This window comes from Roseovarius sp. MBR-154 (genome assembly GCF_053628595.1).
In genome coordinates this window covers 1-23,681 of record NZ_JBRJGR010000018.1, presented here as the reverse complement: position 1 = coordinate 23,681, position 23,681 = coordinate 1, and the positions used below count along the sequence as shown (strand labels likewise).

At 66.8% G+C, this 23,681-nt stretch carries 14 protein-coding genes and 1 pseudogene; 10 read left to right on the top strand and 5 right to left on the bottom strand.

The window, feature by feature from the left end; translation table 11 throughout:
* Positions 1-33: 33 nt before the first annotated feature.
* Positions 34-1,203: a deoxyguanosinetriphosphate triphosphohydrolase gene (locus ACSSV4_RS17560; RefSeq protein WP_454276386.1), complete on the bottom strand. Its 1,170-nt coding sequence runs from the start codon at positions 1,201-1,203 to the stop codon at positions 34-36.
* A 103-nt stretch (positions 1,204-1,306) separates the two neighbouring features.
* Here ACSSV4_RS17560 and ACSSV4_RS17555 point away from each other — a divergent pair, with 103 nt between their 5' ends.
* Positions 1,307-1,630, top strand: coding sequence for a HesB/IscA family protein (locus tag ACSSV4_RS17555; RefSeq protein ID WP_454276385.1), 324 nt, complete (start codon positions 1,307-1,309; stop codon positions 1,628-1,630).
* Between the two features lie 167 nt (positions 1,631-1,797).
* Here ACSSV4_RS17555 and ACSSV4_RS17550 read toward each other — a convergent pair.
* Positions 1,798-2,463 (bottom strand): annotated as a pseudogene (locus ACSSV4_RS17550) (Hint domain-containing protein); the annotation flags it as partial.
* Positions 2,464-2,713: 250 nt separating this feature from the next.
* Here ACSSV4_RS17550 and xth point away from each other — a divergent pair.
* Positions 2,714-3,496 (top strand): exodeoxyribonuclease III, encoded by a 783-nt coding sequence (gene xth / locus ACSSV4_RS17545; RefSeq protein WP_454276384.1) that lies wholly within the window; start codon positions 2,714-2,716, stop codon positions 3,494-3,496.
* A 3-nt stretch (positions 3,497-3,499) separates the two neighbouring features.
* On the opposite strand, the gene ACSSV4_RS17540 is transcribed toward xth, so the two are convergent.
* Positions 3,500-4,177, bottom strand: a complete 678-nt coding sequence (locus ACSSV4_RS17540) for a TIGR04283 family arsenosugar biosynthesis glycosyltransferase (RefSeq protein WP_454276383.1) — start codon at positions 4,175-4,177, stop codon at positions 3,500-3,502.
* 66 nt (positions 4,178-4,243) lie between these two features.
* Here ACSSV4_RS17540 and ygfZ point away from each other — a divergent pair, with 66 nt between their 5' ends.
* Positions 4,244-4,996 carry a CAF17-like 4Fe-4S cluster assembly/insertion protein YgfZ gene (ygfZ, locus tag ACSSV4_RS17535; protein WP_454276382.1) on the top strand — a complete coding sequence of 251 codons (753 nt, stop codon included), beginning with the start codon at positions 4,244-4,246 and terminating at the stop codon, positions 4,994-4,996.
* 19 nt (positions 4,997-5,015) lie between these two features.
* Here the strand turns inward: ygfZ and epsE are convergent, their stop codons facing one another.
* Entirely contained in the window at positions 5,016-6,227 is a 1,212-nt protein-coding gene (gene epsE, locus ACSSV4_RS17530; protein ID WP_454276381.1) for an exopolysaccharide biosynthesis GT4 family glycosyltransferase EpsE, read from the bottom strand.
* 104 nt (positions 6,228-6,331) lie between these two features.
* On the opposite strand from epsE, the gene ACSSV4_RS17525 reads away from it, so the two are divergent.
* The 7 genes from ACSSV4_RS17525 to ACSSV4_RS17495 all read left to right on the top strand — a co-directional run bounded on the left by ACSSV4_RS17525 (position 6,332) and on the right by ACSSV4_RS17495 (position 22,852).
* On the top strand, positions 6,332-7,177 hold the full coding sequence (locus ACSSV4_RS17525) for a glycosyltransferase family 2 protein (protein ID WP_454276380.1): 846 nt from the start codon (positions 6,332-6,334) through the stop codon (positions 7,175-7,177).
* A 179-nt stretch (positions 7,178-7,356) separates the two neighbouring features.
* Entirely contained in the window at positions 7,357-8,724 is a 1,368-nt protein-coding gene (locus ACSSV4_RS17520) for an oligosaccharide flippase family protein (RefSeq protein WP_454276378.1), read from the top strand.
* A gap of 118 nt (positions 8,725-8,842) precedes the next feature.
* Positions 8,843-15,226, top strand: a complete 6,384-nt coding sequence (locus tag ACSSV4_RS17515) for a type I polyketide synthase (RefSeq protein WP_454276377.1) — start codon at positions 8,843-8,845, stop codon at positions 15,224-15,226.
* Positions 15,223-16,191, top strand: a complete 969-nt coding sequence (locus tag ACSSV4_RS17510) for a glycosyltransferase family 2 protein (RefSeq protein WP_454276376.1) — start codon at positions 15,223-15,225, stop codon at positions 16,189-16,191. The genes ACSSV4_RS17515 and ACSSV4_RS17510 overlap by 4 nt, the downstream gene beginning before the upstream one ends.
* Entirely contained in the window at positions 16,188-20,687 is a 4,500-nt protein-coding gene (locus ACSSV4_RS17505; RefSeq protein ID WP_454276375.1) for a MupA/Atu3671 family FMN-dependent luciferase-like monooxygenase, read from the top strand. The genes ACSSV4_RS17510 and ACSSV4_RS17505 overlap by 4 nt, the downstream gene beginning before the upstream one ends.
* Positions 20,684-21,367 (top strand): 4'-phosphopantetheinyl transferase family protein, encoded by a 684-nt coding sequence (locus tag ACSSV4_RS17500; RefSeq protein WP_454276374.1) that lies wholly within the window; start codon positions 20,684-20,686, stop codon positions 21,365-21,367. The genes ACSSV4_RS17505 and ACSSV4_RS17500 overlap by 4 nt, the downstream gene beginning before the upstream one ends.
* Before the next feature lie 183 nt (positions 21,368-21,550).
* Positions 21,551-22,852, top strand: coding sequence for a Wzz/FepE/Etk N-terminal domain-containing protein (locus ACSSV4_RS17495; RefSeq protein WP_454276373.1), 1,302 nt, complete (start codon positions 21,551-21,553; stop codon positions 22,850-22,852).
* A gap of 6 nt (positions 22,853-22,858) precedes the next feature.
* Here the strand turns inward: ACSSV4_RS17495 and ACSSV4_RS17490 are convergent, their stop codons facing one another.
* Positions 22,859-23,533 (bottom strand): CpsD/CapB family tyrosine-protein kinase, encoded by a 675-nt coding sequence (locus ACSSV4_RS17490; protein ID WP_454276372.1) that lies wholly within the window; start codon positions 23,531-23,533, stop codon positions 22,859-22,861.
* Positions 23,534-23,681 lie beyond the last annotated feature (148 nt).

Below are 23,681 nucleotides of genomic sequence, written 5' to 3'. Positions count from 1 at the left end.
CAGGTCAACTCTCTGCGGTACAATCACCATCGCTCACAGGCCCTGGGGTGTCGCGGGGTTGGGATTGCCGCCGATCAGCCGCGCATGGCTCTGCAGCGCGAAACGGTCGGTCATCCCGGCGATGTAATCGCTGACCAGCCGCGCCAGCGCGGTGCGGTCAGCCGCCTGTGCCACGTCGCTGCGCCATTCCTCGGGCAGGTGCTTGGGCGCATCAAGGTAGAACGGAAAGAGATCGCTGACCACCTCATGCACCATGGCGCGCATCTCGTTGACTTTCGGCGCACGATACATGCGGGTGTAGAGAAATCGCCGGATCGCCTGCAGATCCTGCCACAGCGCGGGCGAGAAGCGGATCACCGGCGCAGCCAGATGGCGCACCTCCTCCACGCTTTCGGGCCGCATCTCCTCCAGCGTGGCGCGCGAACCGCTGATCACATCACCCACCATCACCCCGAACACCCGGCGCAGCGCCTCATGCCTGCGGCGTTTCGCGTCGAGCCGAGGATAGAGCCGGTCCACCTCGGCAAAGCAGTCGGCCACGATGGGCAGGGCCGCAATCTCGTCGTCGGTGAATAGCCCCGCGCGCAGCCCGTCATGCAGGTCGTGATTGTTATAGGCGATGTCATCGGCCAATGCGGCCACCTGCGCCTCGGCCCCGGCATGGGTGGCAAGCTCCAGATCGTGCTCCGCGTTGTAATCGGCCAGCGCATAGGGCAGCGCGCCGGTGACCGGGCCGTTATGCTTGGCGATGCCCTCCAGCGTCTCCCATGTCAGGTTGAGCCCGTCGAATTCGGCGTAATGCCGTTCCAGCAAGGTGACGATCCGCAGCGCCTGCGCGTTGTGATCGAACCCGCCATAGGGCGCCATCAAGGCCGCCAGCGTATCCTCGCCCGCGTGTCCAAAGGGCGTGTGACCCAGATCATGCGCCAGCGCCACCGCCTCGGTCAGTTCCGCATTGAGGCCGAGCGCCCCCGAGATCGTGCGCGCCACCTGCGCCACCTCGATGGAATGCGTGAGCCGGGTGCGGTAGTAATCCCCCTCATGGGCGACAAAGACCTGCGTCTTGTGCTTGAGGCGTCGAAAGGCACTGGAATGGATGATCCGGTCGCGGTCGCGCTGAAAGGCGGAACGGAACGCGCTCTCCTCTTCGGGCACGCGGCGGCCCCGGCTGCGCGCGGGATCGGTGGCATAGGGGGCCGTCATGCTGCATGTCCTTGTCGCCTGTTGCCTTGGCCTCTATATTACAGATGGAATACCGACGTTAAACCGACGTTATGCAGCACACGACAATCCCCGGAGACGCGCCATGCAAATGCCCCCCAAGGTGACCCCCCGCGCCTTTGCCCGACTGGCGGAAATCGGAGCGAGCGAACAGAATCAGGCCCTGCGCGTGGCCGTCGAAGGCGGCGGCTGCTCGGGGTTCCAGTACGACATCAAGCTCGATGCGCCCGCCGAGGACGACATGGTGCTTGAGGGTCAGGGGCAGAAGGTGGTGGTCGACAGCGTCTCTCTGCCCTTCCTCGCCGGGGCGACCATAGATTTCAGCGAAGAGTTGATCGGCGCACGTTTCGTGATCGACAATCCCAATGCCAGCGCATCCTGCGGCTGCGGCACGTCCTTCTCGATGTGAGACGCGGCAGGCGCGAGCCCGCCGCATAACAGCCCCGCCTCATGCCCGCGCAGCAAGCGCCGTGCGGCGGTCATGCGTGGCGTTTCGCCCCCCAGATCCGGAAAAAGCGCGAGAATCTCGGCACTTAACGCGCTGGTCTCGTGGCAGAGGTAATCGCCGATGAGAAAGCTCTCGCTCGCCAACCCCTCGGCCTCGACGATCTCGTGGGCATCGAACATGACATGCACATAGGTCACCCGCGCGCAGGGCGCGCGATGGATGCGGTCGCCATCGACCAGCCGATGCGCCGGGCAGAGCACTTCGTCTTCGCCGAAAAAGAGCTGCGCGCGCCAGTCCTGAAGCAGGATGCGATGCTGCGGCGAGACCGAGAGCGTTCCATGTTCGCCCAGGGCACCCGCCATGATGCGCACCGGGGCAAAGGCCCCTATCCCGGGCACGCTGCGCCGCCCCGTCCAGCGGATCGGGCGCGGGCCGTGATCGCGGGTCATCACCAGATCGCCGGGTGCCAGATCCTCCACCCGCGTCAGCCCGCCGGGCACCGCGATCCGGCTGCCTGCCACGAAACAGGGCGGCCCGAAACTGCCCACCGGGAACTGCGTGCTCTGGGTCACGAAGGTAACCGCACTCAGCGTGCCGCCATCGGGAAGGACCGAGCCGTCATCTGGCGTGAAATAACGTGATCCGTCAGTGGTATAGAACGTGACCCCGGTGAGCTGCACGCCGTCGATCGTCACCCTGTCCCCGACCCACACAGCATTCACGTTGCTGCCATTGATCTGATCGCCGGAATTCGGACGGATGAACCCGTCGTCATTGGCGTCGTTGACCTCCATCGTCACCACCGAGATCGTCATCGGCAGGGTCGGGTTGCCGCCGGGATCAAAATTCCCCGCGATGGTCTGATCGGTATAAATGGCCACTGGTTACACCCACTCTCGCTTGCCGTGTCGCACAGACTGACCTGATAAGGTTGCAATCCGGTTTAAACTGGCCTGCGATCCGGCGATTTCTTGAAAACGCCGCAATCCGCTTGAATCGCTTACGAGCGCTTGCGATAGATTGCCGTCAAAAGGGGGCGTCACCATGAAAATCGCCAGTTTCAACATCAACGGCATCAAGGCGCGCCATCAGGCATTGACCGATTGGCTCGACGACGCGTCGCCCGATGTGGTGCTCTTGCAGGAAATCAAATCCGTCGACGAAAATTTCCCGCGCGAAATGATCGAGGATCGAGGCTATAACGTCGAAACCCATGGCCAAAAGGGCTTCAACGGCGTGGCGATCCTGTCCAAGCGGCCGCTCGAGGATGTGCGCCGCGGTCTGCCCGGCGACGACGATGATGAACAGGCCCGCTGGATCGAGGCCACCGTGATGGGCGAGGCCCGCGCGCTCCGTCTCTGCGGCCTCTACCTGCCCAACGGCAACCCCGCACCGGGGCCGAAATACGACTACAAACTTGCCTGGATGGAGCGTCTGCGCGCCCATGCGGCGGAGCTTCTGAAATCCGAGGAATCGGTGCTGATGGGGGGCGATTACAACATCATTCCGCAGGACGAGGATGCCGCCCGCCCCGAGGCTTGGGCCAAGGACGCGCTCGCCCTGCCCGACAGCCGCGCCGCCTTTCGCCGGATCCTGAATCTGGGCTACACCGAGGCGTTCCGCGCCCGCACCCAAGGCCCCGGACATTACAGCTTCTGGGATTATCAGGCCGGGGCGTGGAACCGCAATGACGGCATCCGCATCGACCATTTCCTGCTCAGCCCGCAGGCCGCAGACCTGATGCTGGACTGCCACATCGAGAAAGAGCTGCGCGGGCGTGACAAGCCCTCCGATCACGTGCCCATCTGGGTCGAGATCGACGCGTGAAGTCTAGCGGCGGTAACGCGCCGCCAGCCGCTCCGGGTCCGCGCCGCAAAGAAAGCGCAGCAACGTCCAGAGGTTGCGCGCCCCGCGCCGCAGCCAGCCGTCGTGCACATAGCGTGCCGCCGAGGTGGTCACCGCCACCGGCATCAGCGCGATCCGTCCCTTGAGCGCGCGCGCCATCGCCACATCCTCCATCAGCGGGATATCCCGAAACCCGCCCGCCGCCTCATACTCGCCGCGCGAGATCAGCAGGCCCTGATCGCCATAGGGCAGGCCGAACACCCGGCTGCGCAAATTGGCCCAGCCCGCCACCAGCACGGGCATCAGCCCGGCCCGGTCAAACGCCAGCCGAAATGCCGCAGGCCCGCCTGCCGCGATCCGCGCACGCACCGCCTCGGGCCAGCCACGCGGCAGCACCGTGTCGGCATGCAGGAACAGCAACCACTCGCCCCCCGCCACCTGCGCCCCGCGCCTGAGCTGTCCGCCGCGCGACGGCGCACCCTGAACGATCACCGCGCCCGCCGCATCGGCCAGCCGCAGCGTGGCATCGCCCGATCCGCCATCGCTCAGGATCAACTCGCGGATCACGCCCGCCTCCAGCCCCTCGACCAGCGCCGAGAGACAGCCCTGCAGCCCCTGTGCCGCGTCAAGCGTTGGAATGACCACCGAAACCGCCGCGCGCATGCCGCACCCCCCTTTCGTGCTGATGATCGCATCCTATATTGCAGGTTCAACGGCAGGGGAACGGGCATGACGCGAGAGATCATCGAAATCACCGGCAGCGACGCCGAGCATTTTCTGCAAGGGTTGGTCACCAGCGACCTCGCTGGCCTCGACCAAGGGCTGATCTATACCGCGATGCTCACCCCACAGGGCAAGTATCTGGCCGATTTCCTCCTGCTGCGGCAGGGCGAGGCGATCTGGCTCGATGTCGACGAGAGCCTCGCACCGTCGCTGCTCCAGCGGCTTTCAATGTACAAGCTGCGCGCCGATGTGACCCTCACCGAGACCAATATCAAGGTGTATCGCGGCACCGGACCGACGCCAGAGGGCGCGCTCGCGGATCCGCGTCATCCCGATCTGGGCTGGCGGCTCTACGGCAGTGAGGGCGGCGACGATGGCACCGATTTCGATCTGATCCGCGTCGCTCACTGCATCCCCGAGACCGGCATCGAACTCACCCCCGACACCTTCATCCTCGAGGCCGGGTTCGACCGGCTGGGCGGCGTCGATTTCCGCAAGGGCTGCTATGTCGGGCAGGAAGTGACCGCGCGCATGAGACACAAGACGGAACTGCGCAAGGGGCTTACCCTCGTGGCGGTGTATGGCACGGCCCCGGTGGGCGCGCCGATCACCACCGACGAGGGGAAACCGGCGGGCACGCTCTTCACCCAGGCGGGCGGACGCGGCATCGCCTATCTGCGCTTTGATCGCGCGGCCCCCGGCATGCAGGCGGGCGATGCCCGCGTCGATCCTTTGAAGGTGGACGAGCGGGTGGAGTGACGCAGCCCCGAATTGGGCGCTACGGCCCGCCATCCAATGCCCGCTGTATCCCCGACGCAAGCGCTTCCGCCCCCAAACCCGAACTGAAATGCGCCACCACATGGGCGCGCCCCGCCTTTGACAGCCGCGCGCAGAGGCCCCGGTCGGCGGCCAGCGCAGCAATGGCATCGGCCAAAGCCTCGGGCGATTGCGGCGGCACCAGCATCCCCGTCTCGCCATGGGTGATCAGTTCCTCAACCCCACCCGCATCGGTGCCGATGGTGGGCACTTCGCAGGCCATCGCCTCCATATAGGCCACGCCCAACGGCTCGTGCCAGCTGGCCAGCACGAAGACATCCGCGGCCAGCAAGTGCCGACGCACCTCCGCCGCGCTGATCGCCCCCAAGAGGCGGGCATGCCCCGCCAGATTCAATGCCTCCAGATGGCGCTGCAATTCCAGGTGATGGCCGCCGCCGCCGGCATCGTCCTCACCCGCGATATCAAGCTGCACCTCGGCGCCCCGGTCGAGCAGCAACCGCAGCGCCGACAACAGATCCTGATGCCCCTTGACCACGTTGAGCCGTCCGCAGGCAAAAAGCCGCAGCGGCGCGCCCGGCGCGGGCGGGACATAGGGCGTCTCGCGCCGGAAACTCCCGGTATCGACGCCCATCGACCGCACCACCACATCGCCGGGCATATCGGCCCCCAGCATTGCCTCAGCCTCGGCCAGAAGTTTACGGGTGATGATCGTGGCGAAACTTGAATGACGCCATTTGAAACCTTGGCCGGGCCCGTAATCCGACAGCGGCCCATGCAGCGTCAGGCTGTAGCCCGGGCCCCCCATGCGCCGCGCCAGCGCGCAGATGAGCGCCGCACGCCCGCAGCTATGGGCATGCACATGGGCGATGCCGCGCGCGCGGCAGGTGGCGATCAGCGCCCGCGCGGCGGGCAGGCAGATCGCGACATCGCGCAGAAACGCGCGTCCCTCGCCCTCGCGCAGGATCTCGCCCCAGGGCGCGCGCAGCGCCCCCGCCAGTGCCGCCGCGACATCCACCGTACCCAGATAGGTCGTCCGCGCCATCGCAACCTCGGACCACTCATGCGAAATCAGACCTTCGGGATGCGGCCGCGTGCTCAGGATGTGCGGGGAAATGCCCAACCGCTCCAGCTCCGCCAGTTCGCGCCAGAAAAAGATATGCGTCTGTCCCGGAAACTGCGGCACGAGATAGCCAAGCGGCAAGGTTTGGGGCATGTCTTCGGGCATTTCGGGTTCCGCTCGGGCCGGGTTCTCGGCTAAGGCTTAGCACAACGCCCCGCCCGACGGGTAGGGCGGTCCTGACCAGAACTGGAAACCCTGTGTCAACCGACGCGCAAGATCCGACGCTCAGCGTGATCCTGCCCGCCCATAACGAGGCCGGGCTGATCGGGGCCTGCCTGCGCGCGCTTTTCACCTCAAGCCCAGTGCCTGGCGGGGCCGAGGTGATCGTGGTGGCCAATGGCTGTACCGATGCGACTGCCGCCGAGGCTCGCGCCTGCACAGAGGCGGCAGCCACCCGTCGCTGGCGCCTCACGGTGCTGGAGCGTGCACAAGGCGGCAAACCCGGGGCGCTCAACGCGGGTGAGGCCATGGCGCGTGGCCGAGTGCTGGCCTACCTCGACGCCGACGTGATCGTCTCGCCCCGGCTCTGCGCCGAACTCGTGCAGGCGCTTGACCGAGACGCCGCCGCCTATGCCAGCGGGCGCGCGGTGATCCCCGCGCCCGAAACCGCCTTCAGCCGCGTTTATTCGCGGTTCTACCGACAGGTGCCGTTCTTTCACCATGGCGTGCCGGGCTGCGGGCTCTTCGCGATGAATCGCGCCGGGCGCGCCCGGTGGGGGCAATGGCCCGCGATCATCTCGGACGACACCTTCGCGCGGTTGCATTTCATCCCCGCCGAACGCATCGCCGTGCCCGCCCCCTATGACTGGCCCATCGTCGAAGGGTTCGGCGCGCTGGTGCGTGTCCGCCGCAGACAGGATGCCGGGGTGACCGAGATCCGGCGGCTCTACCCAACGCTCCCGGCCAATGACGATGCGGGCCCCACGGGGCCCGGTTGGGTGCTGCGCGCGGCGCTCCGGGCTCCTCTCGGCTTTGCCGCATATGTCACGGTTGCCCTCGCCACGCGCCTGCGCCGGGGCAAGGGCTGGGCGCGCGGTCGCTGACCATCCGTCCGTCATCCTCGGGCCTGACCCGAGGATCTCGGGTCGCCGCCATTCATCCGTCATCCTCGGGCTCGACCCGAGGATCTCCCCTGCCCCAGAAGACCACATGATTCCAATAGAAGTGCCGCGAAATCGCCGTCATTATGCGGCAAGCATCCACAAACCGCGAAAGAGGACCGATGCGCGCCGCAACACGAGTATTTTCGGGCGAGGGGCTGCTGGCCCGGGCGCTGCGCTCCTCGGTGCTGACCGTGGCCGGATTCGGCGGCTCGCAGATCCTGCGGCTAGCCTCGAACCTGATCCTCACCCGGCTGCTCTTCCCCGAGGCCTTCGGCATCATGGCAATTGTCAACGTGGTCATCCAGGGGCTGATGCAATTCTCCGACGTTGGCGTCAGCCCCGCCATCATGCAAAGCAAACGCGGCGACGACCAGGCCTTTCTCGACACCGCCTGGACCATTCAGGTTCTGCGCGGCGTGGCACTTTTCCTCACCGCCTGCGCGCTCGCCTGGCCGCTGGCGTGGTTTTATGACGAGCCGCTGCTCCTGCAATTGCTTCCGGTCGCGGGCCTCGGGCTGCTGCTGGCCGGATTCTACCCCACAGCGCTCGACACCGCCAAGCGGCACCTGCGGTGGGGGCGCGTCACCGCCGTCGATTTCGGCGCGCAGATCGCAGGCATCGTGATCGGCATCGCGCTCGCGTGGTGGCTGCAATCGGTCTGGGCGCTGGTCATTTCCAATGTGATCGCGGCGGGCGTGACGCTGGCGCTCTACTGGCTCACCCTGCCCGGCGCGCGTAACCGCCTGGGCTGGGAACGCCCGGCCCTGCGCGAGTTGGTGACCTTCGGACAGTGGATTTTCCTGAGCACGATCTGCGGCTTTCTGTTCAATCAAGCCGACAAGCTGATCCTGGGCAAATATCTCAGCTTCGAGGTGTTCGGCGTCTACAATATCGGCTTCTTTCTCGCCTCCTTCCCGATGCTTCTGGGCAACCTCTTCACCTGGCGGCTGCTCATTCCCATCTACCGCGAACTGCCGCCCGGCGAGAACCCGGAGAATTTCGCCAAGCTGCGGCGCATGCGCTTTGCGGTGACCACCGGGCTCACCGCGCTCACCGCCGGGTTCGCCTGTCTTGGCGTCTGGCTCATCGGGATCATGTATGATGATCGTTACGCGATGGCGGGGGCCGTCGTAGTGGTGATGGCCGCGATGCAGATCCCCCAGATCATCGTGATGACCTATGATCAGGCCTCTCTCGCGGCGGGCGATTCGAGACGCTTCTTCGTGCTGACGCTGGCCAAGGCGGTGGCGATGATAGCAGCGCTCCTGCTCGGTCTTGCATGGGGCGGGCTCTTGGGCGCGCTGCTGAGCTACGGCACGGCGATGGTCGTGGCCTATCCGGTCGTTGTCTGGCTGGCGCGGCGCATGCGGGCCTGGGATCCGCTGCATGACGCGGTGATGGCGGCGCTCGGCCTCGGCGTGGCCGGACTGGCCTTCTGGCTCAATGGTTCCGCGATTGCCGATCTCGCGGCGCTTTCGGGCTGGTAAACTGGTTACCGCATGACACCGGAATTGCCAAGACGATGCCGCAAAACCGTCGCATTGTGGAGAGATACGGGAACCCTTATGATTTCATCAATGTTCATTAATGGCCAGTGACATGAGCATGACCGATCCGAGCGGCACCGAAATCGCCATCGTCGGCATGGCCGCGCATCTGCCCGGTGCGCGGACCGTGGCCGAGTATTGGGCAAACCTGCGGAACGGCAAGCGCGCCATCCGTCGGCTGAGCGAGGCCGAGTTGCTGGCAGCAGGTGAGAGTCCGCAAACCATCCGCCGCCCCGATTACGTGCCCTATGCCGCCCCCCTCGAGGGGTTCGAGATGTTCGACGCCGAATTCTTCGGCTTCGGCCCCAAGGAGGCCGCGATCCTCGACCCGCAACACCGCCGCTTTCTCGAGGTGGCGTGGGAGGCGCTCGAGGATTCGGGCCACATGCCCGAGAGTTTCCCCGGCCCCATCGGCGTCTTCGCGGGCTGCGGCATGGGCAGTTATTTCTATTTCAACCTCTGCTCCAACCGCGATCTGGTCGATGATGTCGGCATGTTCCTTCTGCGCCATACCGGCAATGACAAGGATTTCCTGACCACCCGCCTCAGCCATATCCTCGATCTCAAGGGGCCTAGCCTCGGCCTGCAAACCGCCTGTTCCACCTCGCTGGTCGCGGTGCATGTCGCCGCGCAATCGCTCTTGAATGGCGAATGCGACATGGCGCTTGCGGGCGGCGTGACCATCGAATTGCCGCAGAACCGGGGGTATATCTACAAGGACGGCGAAATCCTGTCGCCCGACGGGGAATGCCACGCCTTTGATCATCGCGCCCAAGGCACCGTTTTCGGCTCGGGCGCGGGCATGGTGGTGCTGCGGCGGCTCTCGGACGCGCTCGCCGATGGCGATCACATCTGGGGCGTGATCAAGGGCTCTGCGGTCAACAATGATGGTGCCGCCAAGGCGGGGTATCTCGCGCCCTCGGTCGACGGTCAGGCGGCGGCGGTGGCCGAGGCGCAGGCGGTGGCGGGCGTCACCGCCGATACTGTGGATTACATCGAATGCCACGGCACCGGCACTTATCTGGGCGATCCCATTGAGGTCGCGGCGCTCAGCCAAGCGTTCCGAGAGACCACCCAAGCCACGGATTTCTGCCGCATCGGCAGCGTAAAAACCAATATCGGCCATCTCGACACGGCGGCGGGCGTGGCCAGCCTGATCAAGGCCACGCTGGCGCTTTACCACGGCGAGATGCCGCCTTCTCTGGGCTACGAGGCCCCCAACCCCGCCATCGCCTTCGACGGCAGCCCATTCTCGGTCAATGATCGCCTGACGCCGTGGCCCAAGCGCGACCACCCGCGCCGCGCCGGTGTCAACTCGCTTGGCGTCGGCGGCACCAACGCGCATGTGGTTCTGCAAGAGCCGCCCGCCCGCGCCGCGCCGGAAGAGAGCGACTGGCCGTTTCAGCCGATCGTGCTTTCCGCGCGCTCGAAATCCGCGCTGGATGACGCCACGACCCGCCTCACCGCGCATCTGCGCGCCCACCCCGATCAGCCGCTGGCCGACGTGGCCTTCACGCTCCAGGAGGGCCGCCGCGCCTTCGAGCGTCGCCGCGTCACCGTCGCGCGCACTCACGCCGAGGCCGCCGACCGGCTGGACAAGGGCGACACCCGCCGCGTCTTCACCCATCAGGCGCTCGACAATCCCGATGTGGTCTTCATGTTCCCCGGCGGCGGCGCGCAATATGCGGGCATGGCCCGCGATCTTTACGAGACCGAACCGGTCTTTGCCGACTGGATGGATCGCGGCCTCGAGATCCTCGCGCCCAGGCTCGACTATGACATCCGCGCGCTCTGGCTGCCCGAGCCGGGCGCGCTCGAGGCGGCAAACGACCGGCTCAAACGCCCCTCGGTGCAACTGCCGCTCATCATGATCACCGAATACGCGCTGGCCCAGCTGTGGCAAAGCTGGGGCGTCACGCCCATGGCCCTCATCGGCCATTCCATGGGCGAGAACACCGCCGCCTGCCTCGCGGGCGTGATGAGCTTCGAGGATTGCATCGGGCTGGTGCATCTGCGCGGGCAGCTTTTCGATACCGTCGCCAAGGGCGGAATGCTCAGCGTCCCGCTCTCGGCCGAGGCGGTGAAACGTTACCTCGGCGACGCGCTCGACATCGCCGCGCTCAACGCCCCCGACCTCACCGCAATCTCCGGCCCGCAAGCCGCGCTTGACGCGCTCGACACCCGCCTGCGCGCCGACGGGATCGAGGCGAGCCGCATCGCCATCGACATCGCCGCCCATAGCCGGATGCTGGAGCCGATCCTTGAGCGCTTCGGGGACTACCTGCGCTCCATCCCCCTCAACCCTCCGCACATCCCCATCCTGTCCAACCGTTCTGGCGATTACCTAACGGCAGAAGAGGCCAACGACCCCGCCTATTGGGTGGGCCACCTGCGCCACACGGTGCGCTTTGCCGACGGGCTCAGCCGCCTTGCCGAAACGCGCAATCGCGTCTTTCTCGAGGTGGGCCCCGGCAAGGCGCTCACCTCGCTGGCCCAGGCCCATGGCGCGATCAGCCCCAATCAGGTCATCGGCACCCTGCGCCACCCCGAGGATACCATCGCCGACGATGAATATTTCATGGCCATGCTCGCCCGTCTCTGGGCCGTGGGGATCGAGATCGACTGGCCCCAGATCTGGGGCGAGGCACGGCGCACCCGCGTGCCACTGCCCACCTATGCCTTTCAGCACAAGCCCTATTTCATCGCTCCCGGTGCCGCCCGCGAGACGGCACAAGACGCGTGGCCCACCCATGAGGAGGACCTCGAGAAATGGGGCTACACCCCGCATTGGCGGCCCCGGCTGGCGGAGGTCGAGATCACCTCGGACACCGATCTTGCGCAACTGCCAAAAGAAACATGGCTGATCTTCGAGGACGACCTCGGCCTTGCCCGCGCCGTGGCCGAGCGCCTCAGCGCCGCAGGCCATACCGTCACCACCGTCACCCCCGGCGACAGCTTCGCGCGGCTGAATGCCTCGCGCTATACCCTCTCGCCGGAACGCGGGCGCGAGGGCTATGATCAACTCATCCACGCGCTTGTCGCCGACAGCCGCGCCCCCACCCGCATCGCGCAGTTCTGGCTGGTCACGCGGGACGAGCATCACCGCCCCGGTTCCAGCTTTTTCCACCGGGTGCAGGAACAGGGCTTTTACAGCCTGCTCTTTCTCGCACAGGCGATGGCCGACGAGGGGCTGAGCACGCCCTTGCACATCACCGCCCTCACCACCGGCGCGGCGCAGGTCCGCGACGAGGCGCTGCCCTACCCCGCCAAATCCACCATATCGGGGCCTCTGCGCGTGGTCCCGCGCGAGATGCCGCATGTGACCACCGCCAGCCTCGACCTGACCCTGCCCGCGCGCGGCGCGCCCGATGCGGGGTTTGTCACCCGCGTGCTCGAAGATCTGGCGCAAGACCCCCGCAATCATACCGCCGCCCTGCGCGGCACACGGCGCTACGAGGCGGAGTGGCGCGCCACCGCCCTTACCCCCGGCACCACCCCTATGCCCGAGGGCGACACGGTGCTGATCACTGGCGGCTTCGGCGGTATCGGCCTCACGCTGGCCGAGGATCTGATCACCCGCGACAACGCCAATATCGTGCTCATGGCCCGCCACGCCCTGCCACCCCGCGCCGACTGGCCCCGAATCACTGCCTTGGGCGGCCCGCTCGCCCGCCGCATCGCCGCCGTCTCCCGGCTCGAGGCGCTCGGCGGCGAGGTCATGGTGATCGCGGGCGATGTCAGCAATATCGAGGACATGCAGGCCGCGAAAGCGCAGATCGAGACGCGTTTCGGCCGCCTGAGCGGCGTGATCCACGCCGCCGGCGTCATCGACGACGCGCCGCTGCTGACCAAGGGGCCGGACACGATCGAGGATGTCTTCACACCCAAGATCCACGGCACGCAGGTGCTGGAGGCGGTCTTTCCCGATGGCACGCTCGACTGGCTGGTGTTGTTCTCGTCAAGCTCGACCGCCACCGCGCCCGCCGGACAGGTCGACTACGTCGCCGCCAACGACTATCTCAACGCCTACGCCCGGTCGCGGGCGGGCGGGCGCACGCGCGTCCTCGCCCTCGACTGGGGCATCTGGGCCGAGGTCGGCATGGCCGCCGAGGCCGTGGCGCGGCAAAGCGGTGAGGTGCCTGTCGCCCCGCGCCTGCCGGTCGATCAGCCGCTCATCGACGAGGCGAGTTTCGATGCCGAGGGCAACCGCGTCTTTCACGCGACCTACAGCGCCGCCACCCATTGGGTCTTCGATCAGCACCGCACCAAGGGCGGTCAGGCGCTTCTGCCCGGCACAGGCTATCTCGACCTGCTGGCGCAGGCCCTGCGCGCGCAGGGCGAGGACGGCGCGTTCGAGATCCGTGATCTGATGTTCCTGCGCCCCTTCGACCTCGCTAAGGGCGCTGCGCGAGACATGCGCCTCACCCTCAGCCGCAGCGATCAGGGATATGCCGCCCGGATCGAAGGGGGTCACATGCAGGCGGGCCGTCAAGGCTGGGTCACGCTGGCAGAGGCCGATCTGCGCCTGTTGCCGCTCTCGCCCCCTGCCCCGCGCGGCATCGGCACCATGTGCGCGCGTATGGAAAACTGGCAGGAGTCGGCAGGCGCGCCGCTCCCCTCCCCGCAAGAGGCGCATCTCGATTTCGGCCCCCGCTGGCGTGTGCTCCATGCGCGCGGGCTTGGTGCGGGTGAGGGCCTCGCCCATCTGCGCCTGCCCGCCGAGGCGCAGGGCGATCTGGCCAACGGTCACCTCTTGCACCCCGCCCTGATGGACATTGCCACTGGCTGGGCGATGGGCCTGATCGGGGGCTATGACGGCAGCGATCTCTGGGTGCCGATGTCCTATGGCGCGGTGCGGGTGCATGCCCCCTTGGGCGACGATGTCTGGAGCAACGTGCGCCTCTCGACCGATCAGGCGCAGCAAACCGGCATCGCCCGCTTTGATATCACGCTCACCGATCCCGCCGGTCGCGTGCTGGTCGAGATCGAGGATTTCGCCATCCGCAAACAGGTGGGCGGGCTGGCGATCACCCCGCCCCGCGCGGGCGAGATCCGCTTTGACGCAAGCGCGGATACCACCCCCAACAGCCCCGCCGAAGAGCGCCTGCGCCACAACCTGCGCGAAGGCATCCGGCCCGCCGAGGGGGCCGAGGCGTTCCGCCGTGCGCTCGCCCTTGGTCTGCCGCAAGTGCTTGTGTCCTCGCTCGATCTGCCCGCACTCATCCGTCAGGCCGAGGCGGACGCGCAAACCCCCGACGAGACCGGCCAACGCTTCGAGCGGCCCGATCTCGACGGCGATTACGTCTCCCCCGAGGGCGAGATCGAGACCCGGCTTGCGGGCTTCTGGTCCGTCCTTCTCGGCCTCGATGCGGTCGGCGTCGAGGACAGCTTTTTTGATCTTGGCGGGCATTCTCTGATTGCCGTGCGGCTCTTCGGCATGATCCGCAAGGCCTACCGCGTCGATTTTCCCATCTCGATCCTCTTCGAGGCCCCCACCATCCGCGCCTGTGCGCGGTTGATCGAGGCGCGTATCGGCCCGCAGGAGGCAGGCGAGAGCACCGCCGCCCCAACGCAAACCGCCCGCCGCTTCACCCATCTGGTGCCCATGCATCGCGGCGAGGGGGGGGCGAAAACGCCCTTCTTCCTCGTCGCGGGCATGTTCGGCAACGTGCTGAACCTGCGGCATCTGGCGCATCTTCTGGGCGATGACCGGCCGTTCTTCGGGCTTCAGGCGCGCGGGCTTTACGGCGACGATGCGCCGCATGACGACCTGACCGAGGCCGCCCGCGACATGATCGCCGAGATCCGTCAGGTGCAGCCGCATGGTCCCTATCTGCTGGGCGGCTTTTCGGGCGGCGGCATCACCGCCTACGAGATGGCGCAGCAGCTTGAGGGGGCGGGCGACAAGGTGGCCCTGGTGATCCTGCTCGATACGCCGCTACCCCGACGCCGCCCGCTCTCGCGCCGCGACAGGGCGGTGATCCAATGGCAGGAATTGAAATCCTCCGGTCCGCTCTACCCGCTCAGATGGGCGGCGCGGCGCGTGGCATGGGAAATCGCCAAGCGACGCCCGCAAACACAGGCCGAGACCGCAGAGCATCAGTTCCACGATCACGAGATCGAGGCCGCCTTTTACCGCGCCATCGCCAGATATCAGGTCCGCCCGTGGAGCGGCAGGCTCCACCTTTTCCGTCCGCCGCAATCGGGCAAGTGGCGGGTCTCCAACGGCCAATGGGTGAGTTCAGAGCGCGCCTATGTGCTGCCCGACAATGACTGGTCCGGTTTTGCCCCGAACCTCAGCGTCACCGAGGTGCCCGGCACCCATGATTCCATGGTGCTGGAACCGAATGTCCGCGTCCTCGCCGCCCGGATGCGCCGCATGATCGAGGCCGCAGAGGGCACCCAAACCGCCCCCCCGGACCACAGGGAGGCCGCCGAATGACCGGCCCCCGCGTCCTGACCATCGTGCTCAACTGGCGCACGCCCGAGATGAGCCTCAAGGCCGCAACCGCCGCACATCGCGCCATGGCGGGCATCGCGGGCGAGATCGTCATCGTCGACAATGCTTCCGGCGACGGCTCTTTCGAGGCGATGCAGGCGGGAATTGCCGGAATGGACCGGGTGCGCGTCGTGCAATCGGGCCGCAATGGCGGCTTTGGCGCGGGCATGAATGCGGGTATGCGCGCGGGGCTGTCGGATGGCCGCCGCCCCGATTACGTCTATATCCTTAACTCGGACGCCTTTCCGGCACCGGACGCCATCGCCGCGCTGCTCGCGCATCTGGAGGCCAAGCCCGAGGCCGGTCTCGCGGGCAGCCATATCCACGGCCCCGACGGCGCGCCCCATGTCACCACGTTCCGCTTTCCCTCGATCCTCGGAGAGCTGGAAGGGGCCGCGCGCATCGGCCCGCTCTCGCGCCTTCTGCGCCGCCATGCCGTGCCGCTGCCAGTCCTTGAGCACACGCGGTCTGTCGACTGGCTTGCCGGCGCAAGCCTGATGATCCGGCAAGACGTGCTTGATACCATTGGCAGCTTTGACGAGACATTCTTTCTCTATTTCGAGGAAACCGACCTCTGCCTGCGCGCCGCGCGAGCAGGCTGGCAGACGCATTACGTGGCCGAATCCTGCGTCGCGCATATCGGTTCGGTCTCTACCGGCATGAAGGGCTGGGGCCGGGTGCCGGACTACTGGTTCGCCTCGCGCCGACATTATTTCATCAAGAATCATGGGCGCGGCTATCTCGCGCTTGTCACCTTCGCGCATCTGACCGGTGCGGGCCTCGGAAGTCTGTGGCGCCTCATCCGGCGCAAATGCGCGCCGCGCCCGCGGCATTTCCTGCGCGATCTGGTGCTGGGCGATCTGGGGTTGGCGCCGCGGGGCACGAACAAACGAAAGGCAGACGCATGATGCAGGCATTTCTGATTGGCAACGAATCTCTCGCCCTGCAATGCGGCGAGACGTGGCTGGCGCGAGGGCATGGCATCGCGGCGGTGGTGACCCGGCATGCCGATGTCACACGATGGGCCGAGGACAAGGGCCTGCGCGTCGAGTCCCCCGGTGTTGGGCTGGCGGACCGGCTTGGTGATCTTGCCTGCGACTGGCTGCTTTCCATCGCCAATCTTGACCTTCTGCCGCAGGATGTGCTCGCCCGCGCCACGCGCGGCGCAGTCAATTTCCACGACGGGCCCCTGCCGCGCCATGCCGGGCTGAACGCGCCGGTCTGGGCCATTCTGATGGGCGAAGCGCAGCACGGCATCACCTGGCACCTGATCGAAGGCGGCATCGACGAGGGGCGCATCGTCGCGCAGCGCCTGTTTGACATCGCACAGGATGAAACCGCCTTCACCCTCAACGCCAAATGCTACGCAGCGGCGCTCGACAGCTTTGGCGAGGTGATCGGCGCGTTGGAAAAGGGCCTGCCCGACCTGCATACTCAGGACCCGTCGCATCGCAGCTATCACGCACGCGACGACCGGCCCGCCGCTGCCTGGCTCGATTTCAACCGGCCCGCCGCCGATCTGGTGCGGGTGGTCCGCGCGCTCGATCACGGCGGCTATTTCAACCCGCTCTGTATGGCGCGCCTGCGCATCGGCGATGATCTCTTCCTTGCCAGACAGGCCACCGCGGTGGCTGGACAGGGCGCGCCCGGCACCGTGCTGGCGAATGACGGCACCCGGCTGACCGTGGCCTGCGGCGAGGGCGCGCTGCGTCTGAGCAAGGTCACCGGGCCCGAAGGCGGCGCGGTCGATCTTGCCGCCCGTGCGCCGGTGGGTCGCGTCGTTGCGCCCGCCTCTGACGAAGATCGGCAGACGCTTGGAGACCTCGCCGCGCAGGATGGCTATTGGCGCAGAGAGCTCGCGGCAATGCGTCCGATCACGCTACCATTTTCCGCCGCAGAGGCTGCTGCGATCGAGCGTCGCGCGCTCGACCTGTCAGCCGGGACGGCCCTCGCCGCCATTGCCCGATGGGCCGAACGGCTTGGCGGAGAGCACGGCGTGCATCTGGCCTATGCCGGTCCTACGCAGGCTGCGGGCCCTGATCTCGCCTGTCCCTGGGTGCCGGTGGAGGCGCATCGCCTGGCCGAGACCCTTGACGAGGCCGACACGCGTGGCGCCTTCGCGCTCGACCTCTTTGCCCGCGACGCGGCACTTGATGCCACACAGCGCCCGCATCTGGGGCTGCGCCGGGCGGGCGAGGGGCTCGTTCCCGGCACCCCCCTCACCGTCGATCTGACAGATGCCCCGGCGCTCCTTTACGATCCTGACCGCGTGTCGCCCGCGATGGCCGATCTCTTGGCCAAACGGCTCGAGGCGCTCGGGCGCGGCGAGAGCGCCGCAATGCCCGAGGCCGAGCGCCGCCTGGTCATCGAGGCATGGAACCGCACCGATGCCCCCTATGACGCACGCCCAGTTCACCGGCTGATCGAGGCGCAATCGAGAAAGACCCCCGAGGCCCGCGCGCTGGTCTTCGAGGCCGAGACGCTGAGCCATGCCGCGCTAGACGCGCACGCCAACCGCCTTGCCCATGCGCTGCGACAGTCGGGCGTGGGGCCGGGCGTGCTGGTCGGGCTGTGCCTGCCACGCTCGGCGGATATGGTGGTCGCGGCCCTCGCCATCTGGAAAGCGGGCGGGGCCTATGTGCCGATGGACCCGGGTTATCCTGCCGACCGGCTGGCGCATTACCTCGGCGACAGCGGCGCGCGGGTGGTGATCACCCGTTCGGACGTGGCCGATACCCTGCCGCAGGGCACCGCGCAACGGCTCCTCATCGACAGCGACCCGCGCCTTGCCACCGCGCCAGAGACACCGCTCGACGGTGGCGCAGGCCCTGACGATCTGGCCTATGTGATCTACACGTCCGGCTCCACCGGACGGCCCAAGGGCGTGATGGTCACGCATCGCAATGTCGCCAATTTCTTCGCCGGGATGGACGACCGGATCGAGGCCGCGCCAAACACCGTCTGGCTCGCCGTCACCAGCCTCAATTTCGATATCTCGGTGCTGGAACTCTTCTACAGCCTCGCGCGCGGCTACACCCTCGTGCTCAGCGGCGAGGAGAGCCGCGCGCTCGTGTCCTCGGGGCAGATCGCCACCTCGGATCGCGGCATGGAATTCAGCCTCTACTATTGGGGCAATGACGACGGCACCGGGCGCGACAAGTACAAATCCCTGCTGGAGGGCGCGCAATTCGCCGACACGCATGGATTTTGCGCCGTCTGGACGCCCGAGCGGCATTTCCACGCCTTCGGCGGCCCCTATCCAAACCCGTCGGTCACCGGCGCCGCCGTGGCAGCAGTGACCCAGAATCTCGCCGTGCGCGCCGGTAGCTGCGTGGCCCCGCTGCACCATACCGCCCGCATCGCCGAGGAATGGGCGGTGATCGACAACCTGACCAATGGCCGCGCGGGTCTGGCGATCGCGTCCGGCTGGCAACCCGACGATTTCGTCCTGCGCCCCGAAAATGCGCCGCCCAACAACAAGCCCGCCATGTTTGACGCGATCCGCGATCTTCGCAAGCTGTGGCGCGGTGAGGCCGTGGGCTTTGCCCGCGCCGATGGCACGCTGCATGAGGTGGTCACGCAACCGCGGCCGGTGTCAAAGAACCTGCCGGTCTGGGTGACCACGGCAGGCAATCCCGAGACTTGGCGCGAGGCGGGGGCCAACGGGGCCAATGTGCTGACCCACCTGCTCGGCCAATCGGTGCAGGAGGTGGGCGACAAGATCGCGCTCTACCACGCCGCCCTGCGCGAGGCGGGACATGATCCGGCCGATTTCACCGTCACGCTGATGCTGCACACCTATGTGGCCGACAGCCGAGAGGAGGCCGCCCGCGTCGCGCGCGAGCCGATGAAGGATTACCTGCGCTCTGCCGCCGGGCTTATCAAGCAATATGCCTGGGCCTTTCCGGCCTTCAAGAAACCGAAAGGCGTGGACAACGCCTTTCAGCTCGATCTTGGCTCGCTGGAGGACGAGGAGCTCGAAGGCATCCTCGATTTCGCCTTCGAGCGCTATTTCAACGATTCGGGCCTCTTCGGCACGGTCGAGGATTGCGTTGCGCGGGTCGAGGAGTTGAAGCGCATCGGCGTCGATGAGGTGGCCTGCCTGATCGACTACGGCATCCCGGTGCGGCAGGTGCTCGAAGGGCTGCGCCCCCTCGCGCGGGTGCTGGAGCGGTCGAACACGGTGGGCGGCATCGCGCAGGATGACTTCTCCATCGCCGCGCAGATCCTGCGCCACAAGGTCACGCATCTGCAATGCACCCCCTCGATGGCGCGGATGATCGCGATGAATGACGAGGCGCGCACATCCCTCGGGCGGATCAACCACCTGATGCTCGGCGGTGAGGCGCTGCCGGGTCGTCTGGTGCAGGAGTTGCGCGGCCTCACCGGCGCGCAGATCACCAATATGTACGGGCCCACCGAGACGACGATCTGGTCCACCACCGGCCCTGCCGAGGACACCCCCGGCCCCTGCTCCATCGGCACGCCAATCGCCAATACGCAAGCGTATGTCCTGGACCGCGACATGCAGCCTGTGCCGGTCGGCCAGCCCGGCGAATTGTGGATCGGCGGCGATGGCGTAACGCGCGGCTATCTGGGCCGTGAGGATCTGACCGCCGATCGTTTCCGCCCCGATCCGTTCCGCGCGGCCGGGCGCATCTACGGCACCGGCGACCTGGTGCGCTGGCGCGCCGACGGGCGGCTCGATTTCATCGGGCGGGCCGATACACAGGTCAAGCTGCGCGGCTACCGGATCGAACTGGGCGAGATCGAGGCGGCCTTGGAGGGCTGCGCCGGCGTTGAGCAGGCTGTCGTGATCCTGCGCGAGGACACGCCCAATGATCCGAGCCTCGTGGCTTATCTGCGCGGCACCGCGCCCGAGGCCAAGGTCAAGGGGCATTTGGCACAGCACCTGCCCGCCCACATGATCCCTGCGCATCTGGTGACGCTCGACGCCTTCCCGTTGACACCGAACCGCAAGGTGGACCGCAAGGCGCTGCCAGCCCCTCTGCAGGCAAGCGCCCCGCGCCCCGCCAAGGTCGCGGCCCCAGTGACCCCCACCAGCAGTCTCGAACGCGAGATTGCGGCGATCTGGTCGCGCATCCTCGGCGTGTCCGGGGTCGGCGCGCAGGACAGTTTCTTCGACCTTGGCGGGCATTCCCTGCTTGCCGTGCAGGCGCATCGCGAGATCCGAAGCGCATTGGGTGTCGAGCGCCTCGGGATCACCGACATCTTCCGCTGTCCGAAACTGGCCACGCTCGCCGCGCGGGTGGCCGAGTTGCGCGGTGACGCCCCTGCCCCGGCCAATGATCCCGGACCGGCCCCGGCCACTGGCAACCGCGCCACCGCCCGGACCGAGGCGATGGCCAGGCGCCGCGCGATGCGCGCCGCGCGCCAGGGATGACAGAGACGCTCACCGCCGCCCTGCGCGCGCTCCTGCCGCCGGGCACAGCACTCGGACAGGCCGACCCCGCCGCCCCCGCGAGTGGCCTGATGCCCGAAGAAGCGGAGGCGATGAGCCGCGCAATTCCCGCGCGGCAAATGGAGTTCGCCGCCGGACGCCGCGCTGCGCGCGCGGCCATGGCGGCACTCGGCCTGCCCCCGGCCCCGATCCCGCAGGGTGTCGACCGCGCCCCGCTCTGGCCAGATGGCCTCACCGGCACGATCAGCCACGGCGCGGGGGCCTGCGTCGCCCTCGTCGCACGCAGGTCCGATATTGCGGGGCTCGGCCTCGACCTCGAACCGGCCACCCCCTTGCCCGAGGCACTGACCGATACGGTCTGCACCCCGCAAGAGCGTGCGCGCCATATCTCGCCGCTCGCAGCCCGGCTGATCTTCTGCGCCAAGGAGGCCACCTACAAGGCGCAATATACCCAAAGCGGTTGCCTGCTGGAGTTCCACGATCTGGCGGTCACGCTTGCCCCTGATGCCACCCGCTTCACCGCCACGCTGACGCGCCATTGCCCGCCATTCCGCCAAGGCACCGCATTCTCCGGCGATCTCGCGATCGCGGACCGGATCATCGTCGCTGTCGTAATCCTGCCCCGCGAGATCAACACAGTGTTTCCGGATCGCCGGCAATAAACTGTGGCGTAAATGTGGCCGGATCGCTAGATTACGGCAAAGATAAGACGTAATTCTGTCAGGACCGTTTGGGGGCATTCGGTCGACACGGCGCGCGGGATCACCCGCCTGACCTGTCGGCATGTTTTGGCCCCCGATCAGTTTTTCGTCGATGTGATGCAACGCGACGCTGATAGGTAGAGCATGAGTTCAATCAAATCCTTGCCCGACGTCATGCGGATGCTGCGCCGCAGGCTGTGGTTGATCTTGCTTGTGGCGTTGATCGGGTCTGTCCTGTCGGTGGTCGTCGCGCTCAGCCAACCCAAGGTATACGAAGCGACGGCGGTCATCCAGATCGAGACCCCGCAAGTCGACCGTGACGGTCGGGGCCAGATTATCGGCACCGATGCGCGCCACCGTGTCCAACTGATCGAGCAACGGCTGATGTCGCGCGATCATCTGATCGAGATCATCGACCGCCATGCGCTCTTTGCAGATGCCACCGCGATGCCGATCAGCCAGAAGATCTATCAGCTGCGGATCTCGGCCCGGATCACGCCAATCACCGTCACCGTGCCCGCCGGTGGCCCTGCCGCAAGCATCCCCTCCGGGCTTAGCGTCACGGTCAGGCTCGGTGATCCGCAAAAGGCCGCCGATGTCGCCAATGACTTTGTCGATACGGTGATCGCCCAGAACCGTGAACGCCGCCTCGACACCGCACGTGAGACACTCGATTTCTACAGCGCCGAGGAGGCCCGCGTCGAGGCGCGCATGGTGGCCCTGGAAGAGCAGATCGCCGAATTCAAACGCGCCAATGCCGATGCCCTGCCCGACAATATGGGGGCGATGCGAGACCAACTCGCGACGTTGCAAGAGACCCTTCTGGACATCGACCAGCAGATCATCGCCCTGGAGACCGAAAGCGTCCGGCAAAGGCAGGAAGTGTTTGACCGCCAGATCGGGCAATTGAGCGAACAGCGTGAGCTTGTCGCGCGCCGCATCGCCGAGATCGAGACCGCCGTCGAAGCCGCGCCGCGCGTCGAACGGGAACTGGCCGCGTTGATCCGCGCCCTTGGTCAGTTGCAAGAGCAGCTCGACACGATCATTCGCAACCGGGTCGAGGCCGAGATTGCCAGCGTTCTGGAACGTCGTCAGCAGCAGGAACGGTTCGAGATCCTCGAAACCGCGATTCCACCGGAATTTCCTGTCTCCATGAGCCGAAAGAAACTCGCGCTCGCGGGCGGGTTCGCCAGCCTCGTTCTGGGCCTCGTGCTGGCGCTGGTCTGGGAAATCATGAACCCGGTGCTGCGCACATCCGCGCAAGTCAAGGACGAGCTTGACATCACCCCGGTCGTGTCAATCCCGGTCGTCCGCGTGCGCGGCGAACTGCGCGCGCGCCTTCTAAGGCGCGCGGGTGCCGTGGTTCTGATCGTGCTGATCGTGCCGGTCCTGATCCGTGTGATCCAGGAACGTCTGATGCCGCTGCGCCAGCTGGGCGGCAACTGAACCGGATCAATAGCCGTAATGCGTGATATTCTCGCCTTCGGCGCGGTTCATCACCACCCCCAGTAGCGGCGTGTCCGTGCCAAAGCGCGCCTCGACATCGCGCACCTCCTGCGCCTTGCTGCGCCCGCCGCCTATGACCAGCAGCACGCCGTCGAATTGCGGACGGAACCCCAGAACGTCATCGTAGAACAGCGCGGGCGGCATGTCGAAAATCACCACATCGGGGCGCAGCCGCGCATAGAGATCGGCCAGCACCTCCGCCGTTTTCGGAGCCTGCAGCAGCTCTGCCGCGTAGGTTTCTGCCCGGTCATTCAGCCCGAGCGCAAGCTCGGTCCCGATATGCATGTCATTCTTCTGCGGTCTGACGAAATGCCGGTCCGGCAGCACGTCGCCGATCAGGAATCGCTCCATGTTGCCCGGATTAGCGATCCCGAAGTTCTGCGCCAGCGAGGGCCGGCGCATGTCGAGATCCATCAAAATCGTGCGCAGCCCGGATTGCCGGGACAGGCTGATACCGAGATTGGCCGCTACAAAGGATTTGCCGCAATCCGGGGTCGGCGAGGTGATCGCCACGCGCCGCCATCCCTTCTCCCGCAGGGTTGCCACGAGTTTCGTGCGCAGCACGTCGAAGGCCACATGCGCAGGGTCCTCGCGCGCAGCGGAAATGAGGCGGTTGCGCAAGAGGTGACGGCGATCGAGCGCGACGCATCGCAAATCCTCCCATGAGCCAGGCTCAGGCTCAGGCTCAGGCTCAGGCTCAGGCTCAGGCTCAGGCTCAGGCTCAGGCTCAGGCTCAGGCTCAGGCTCAGGCTCAGGCTCAGGCTCAGGC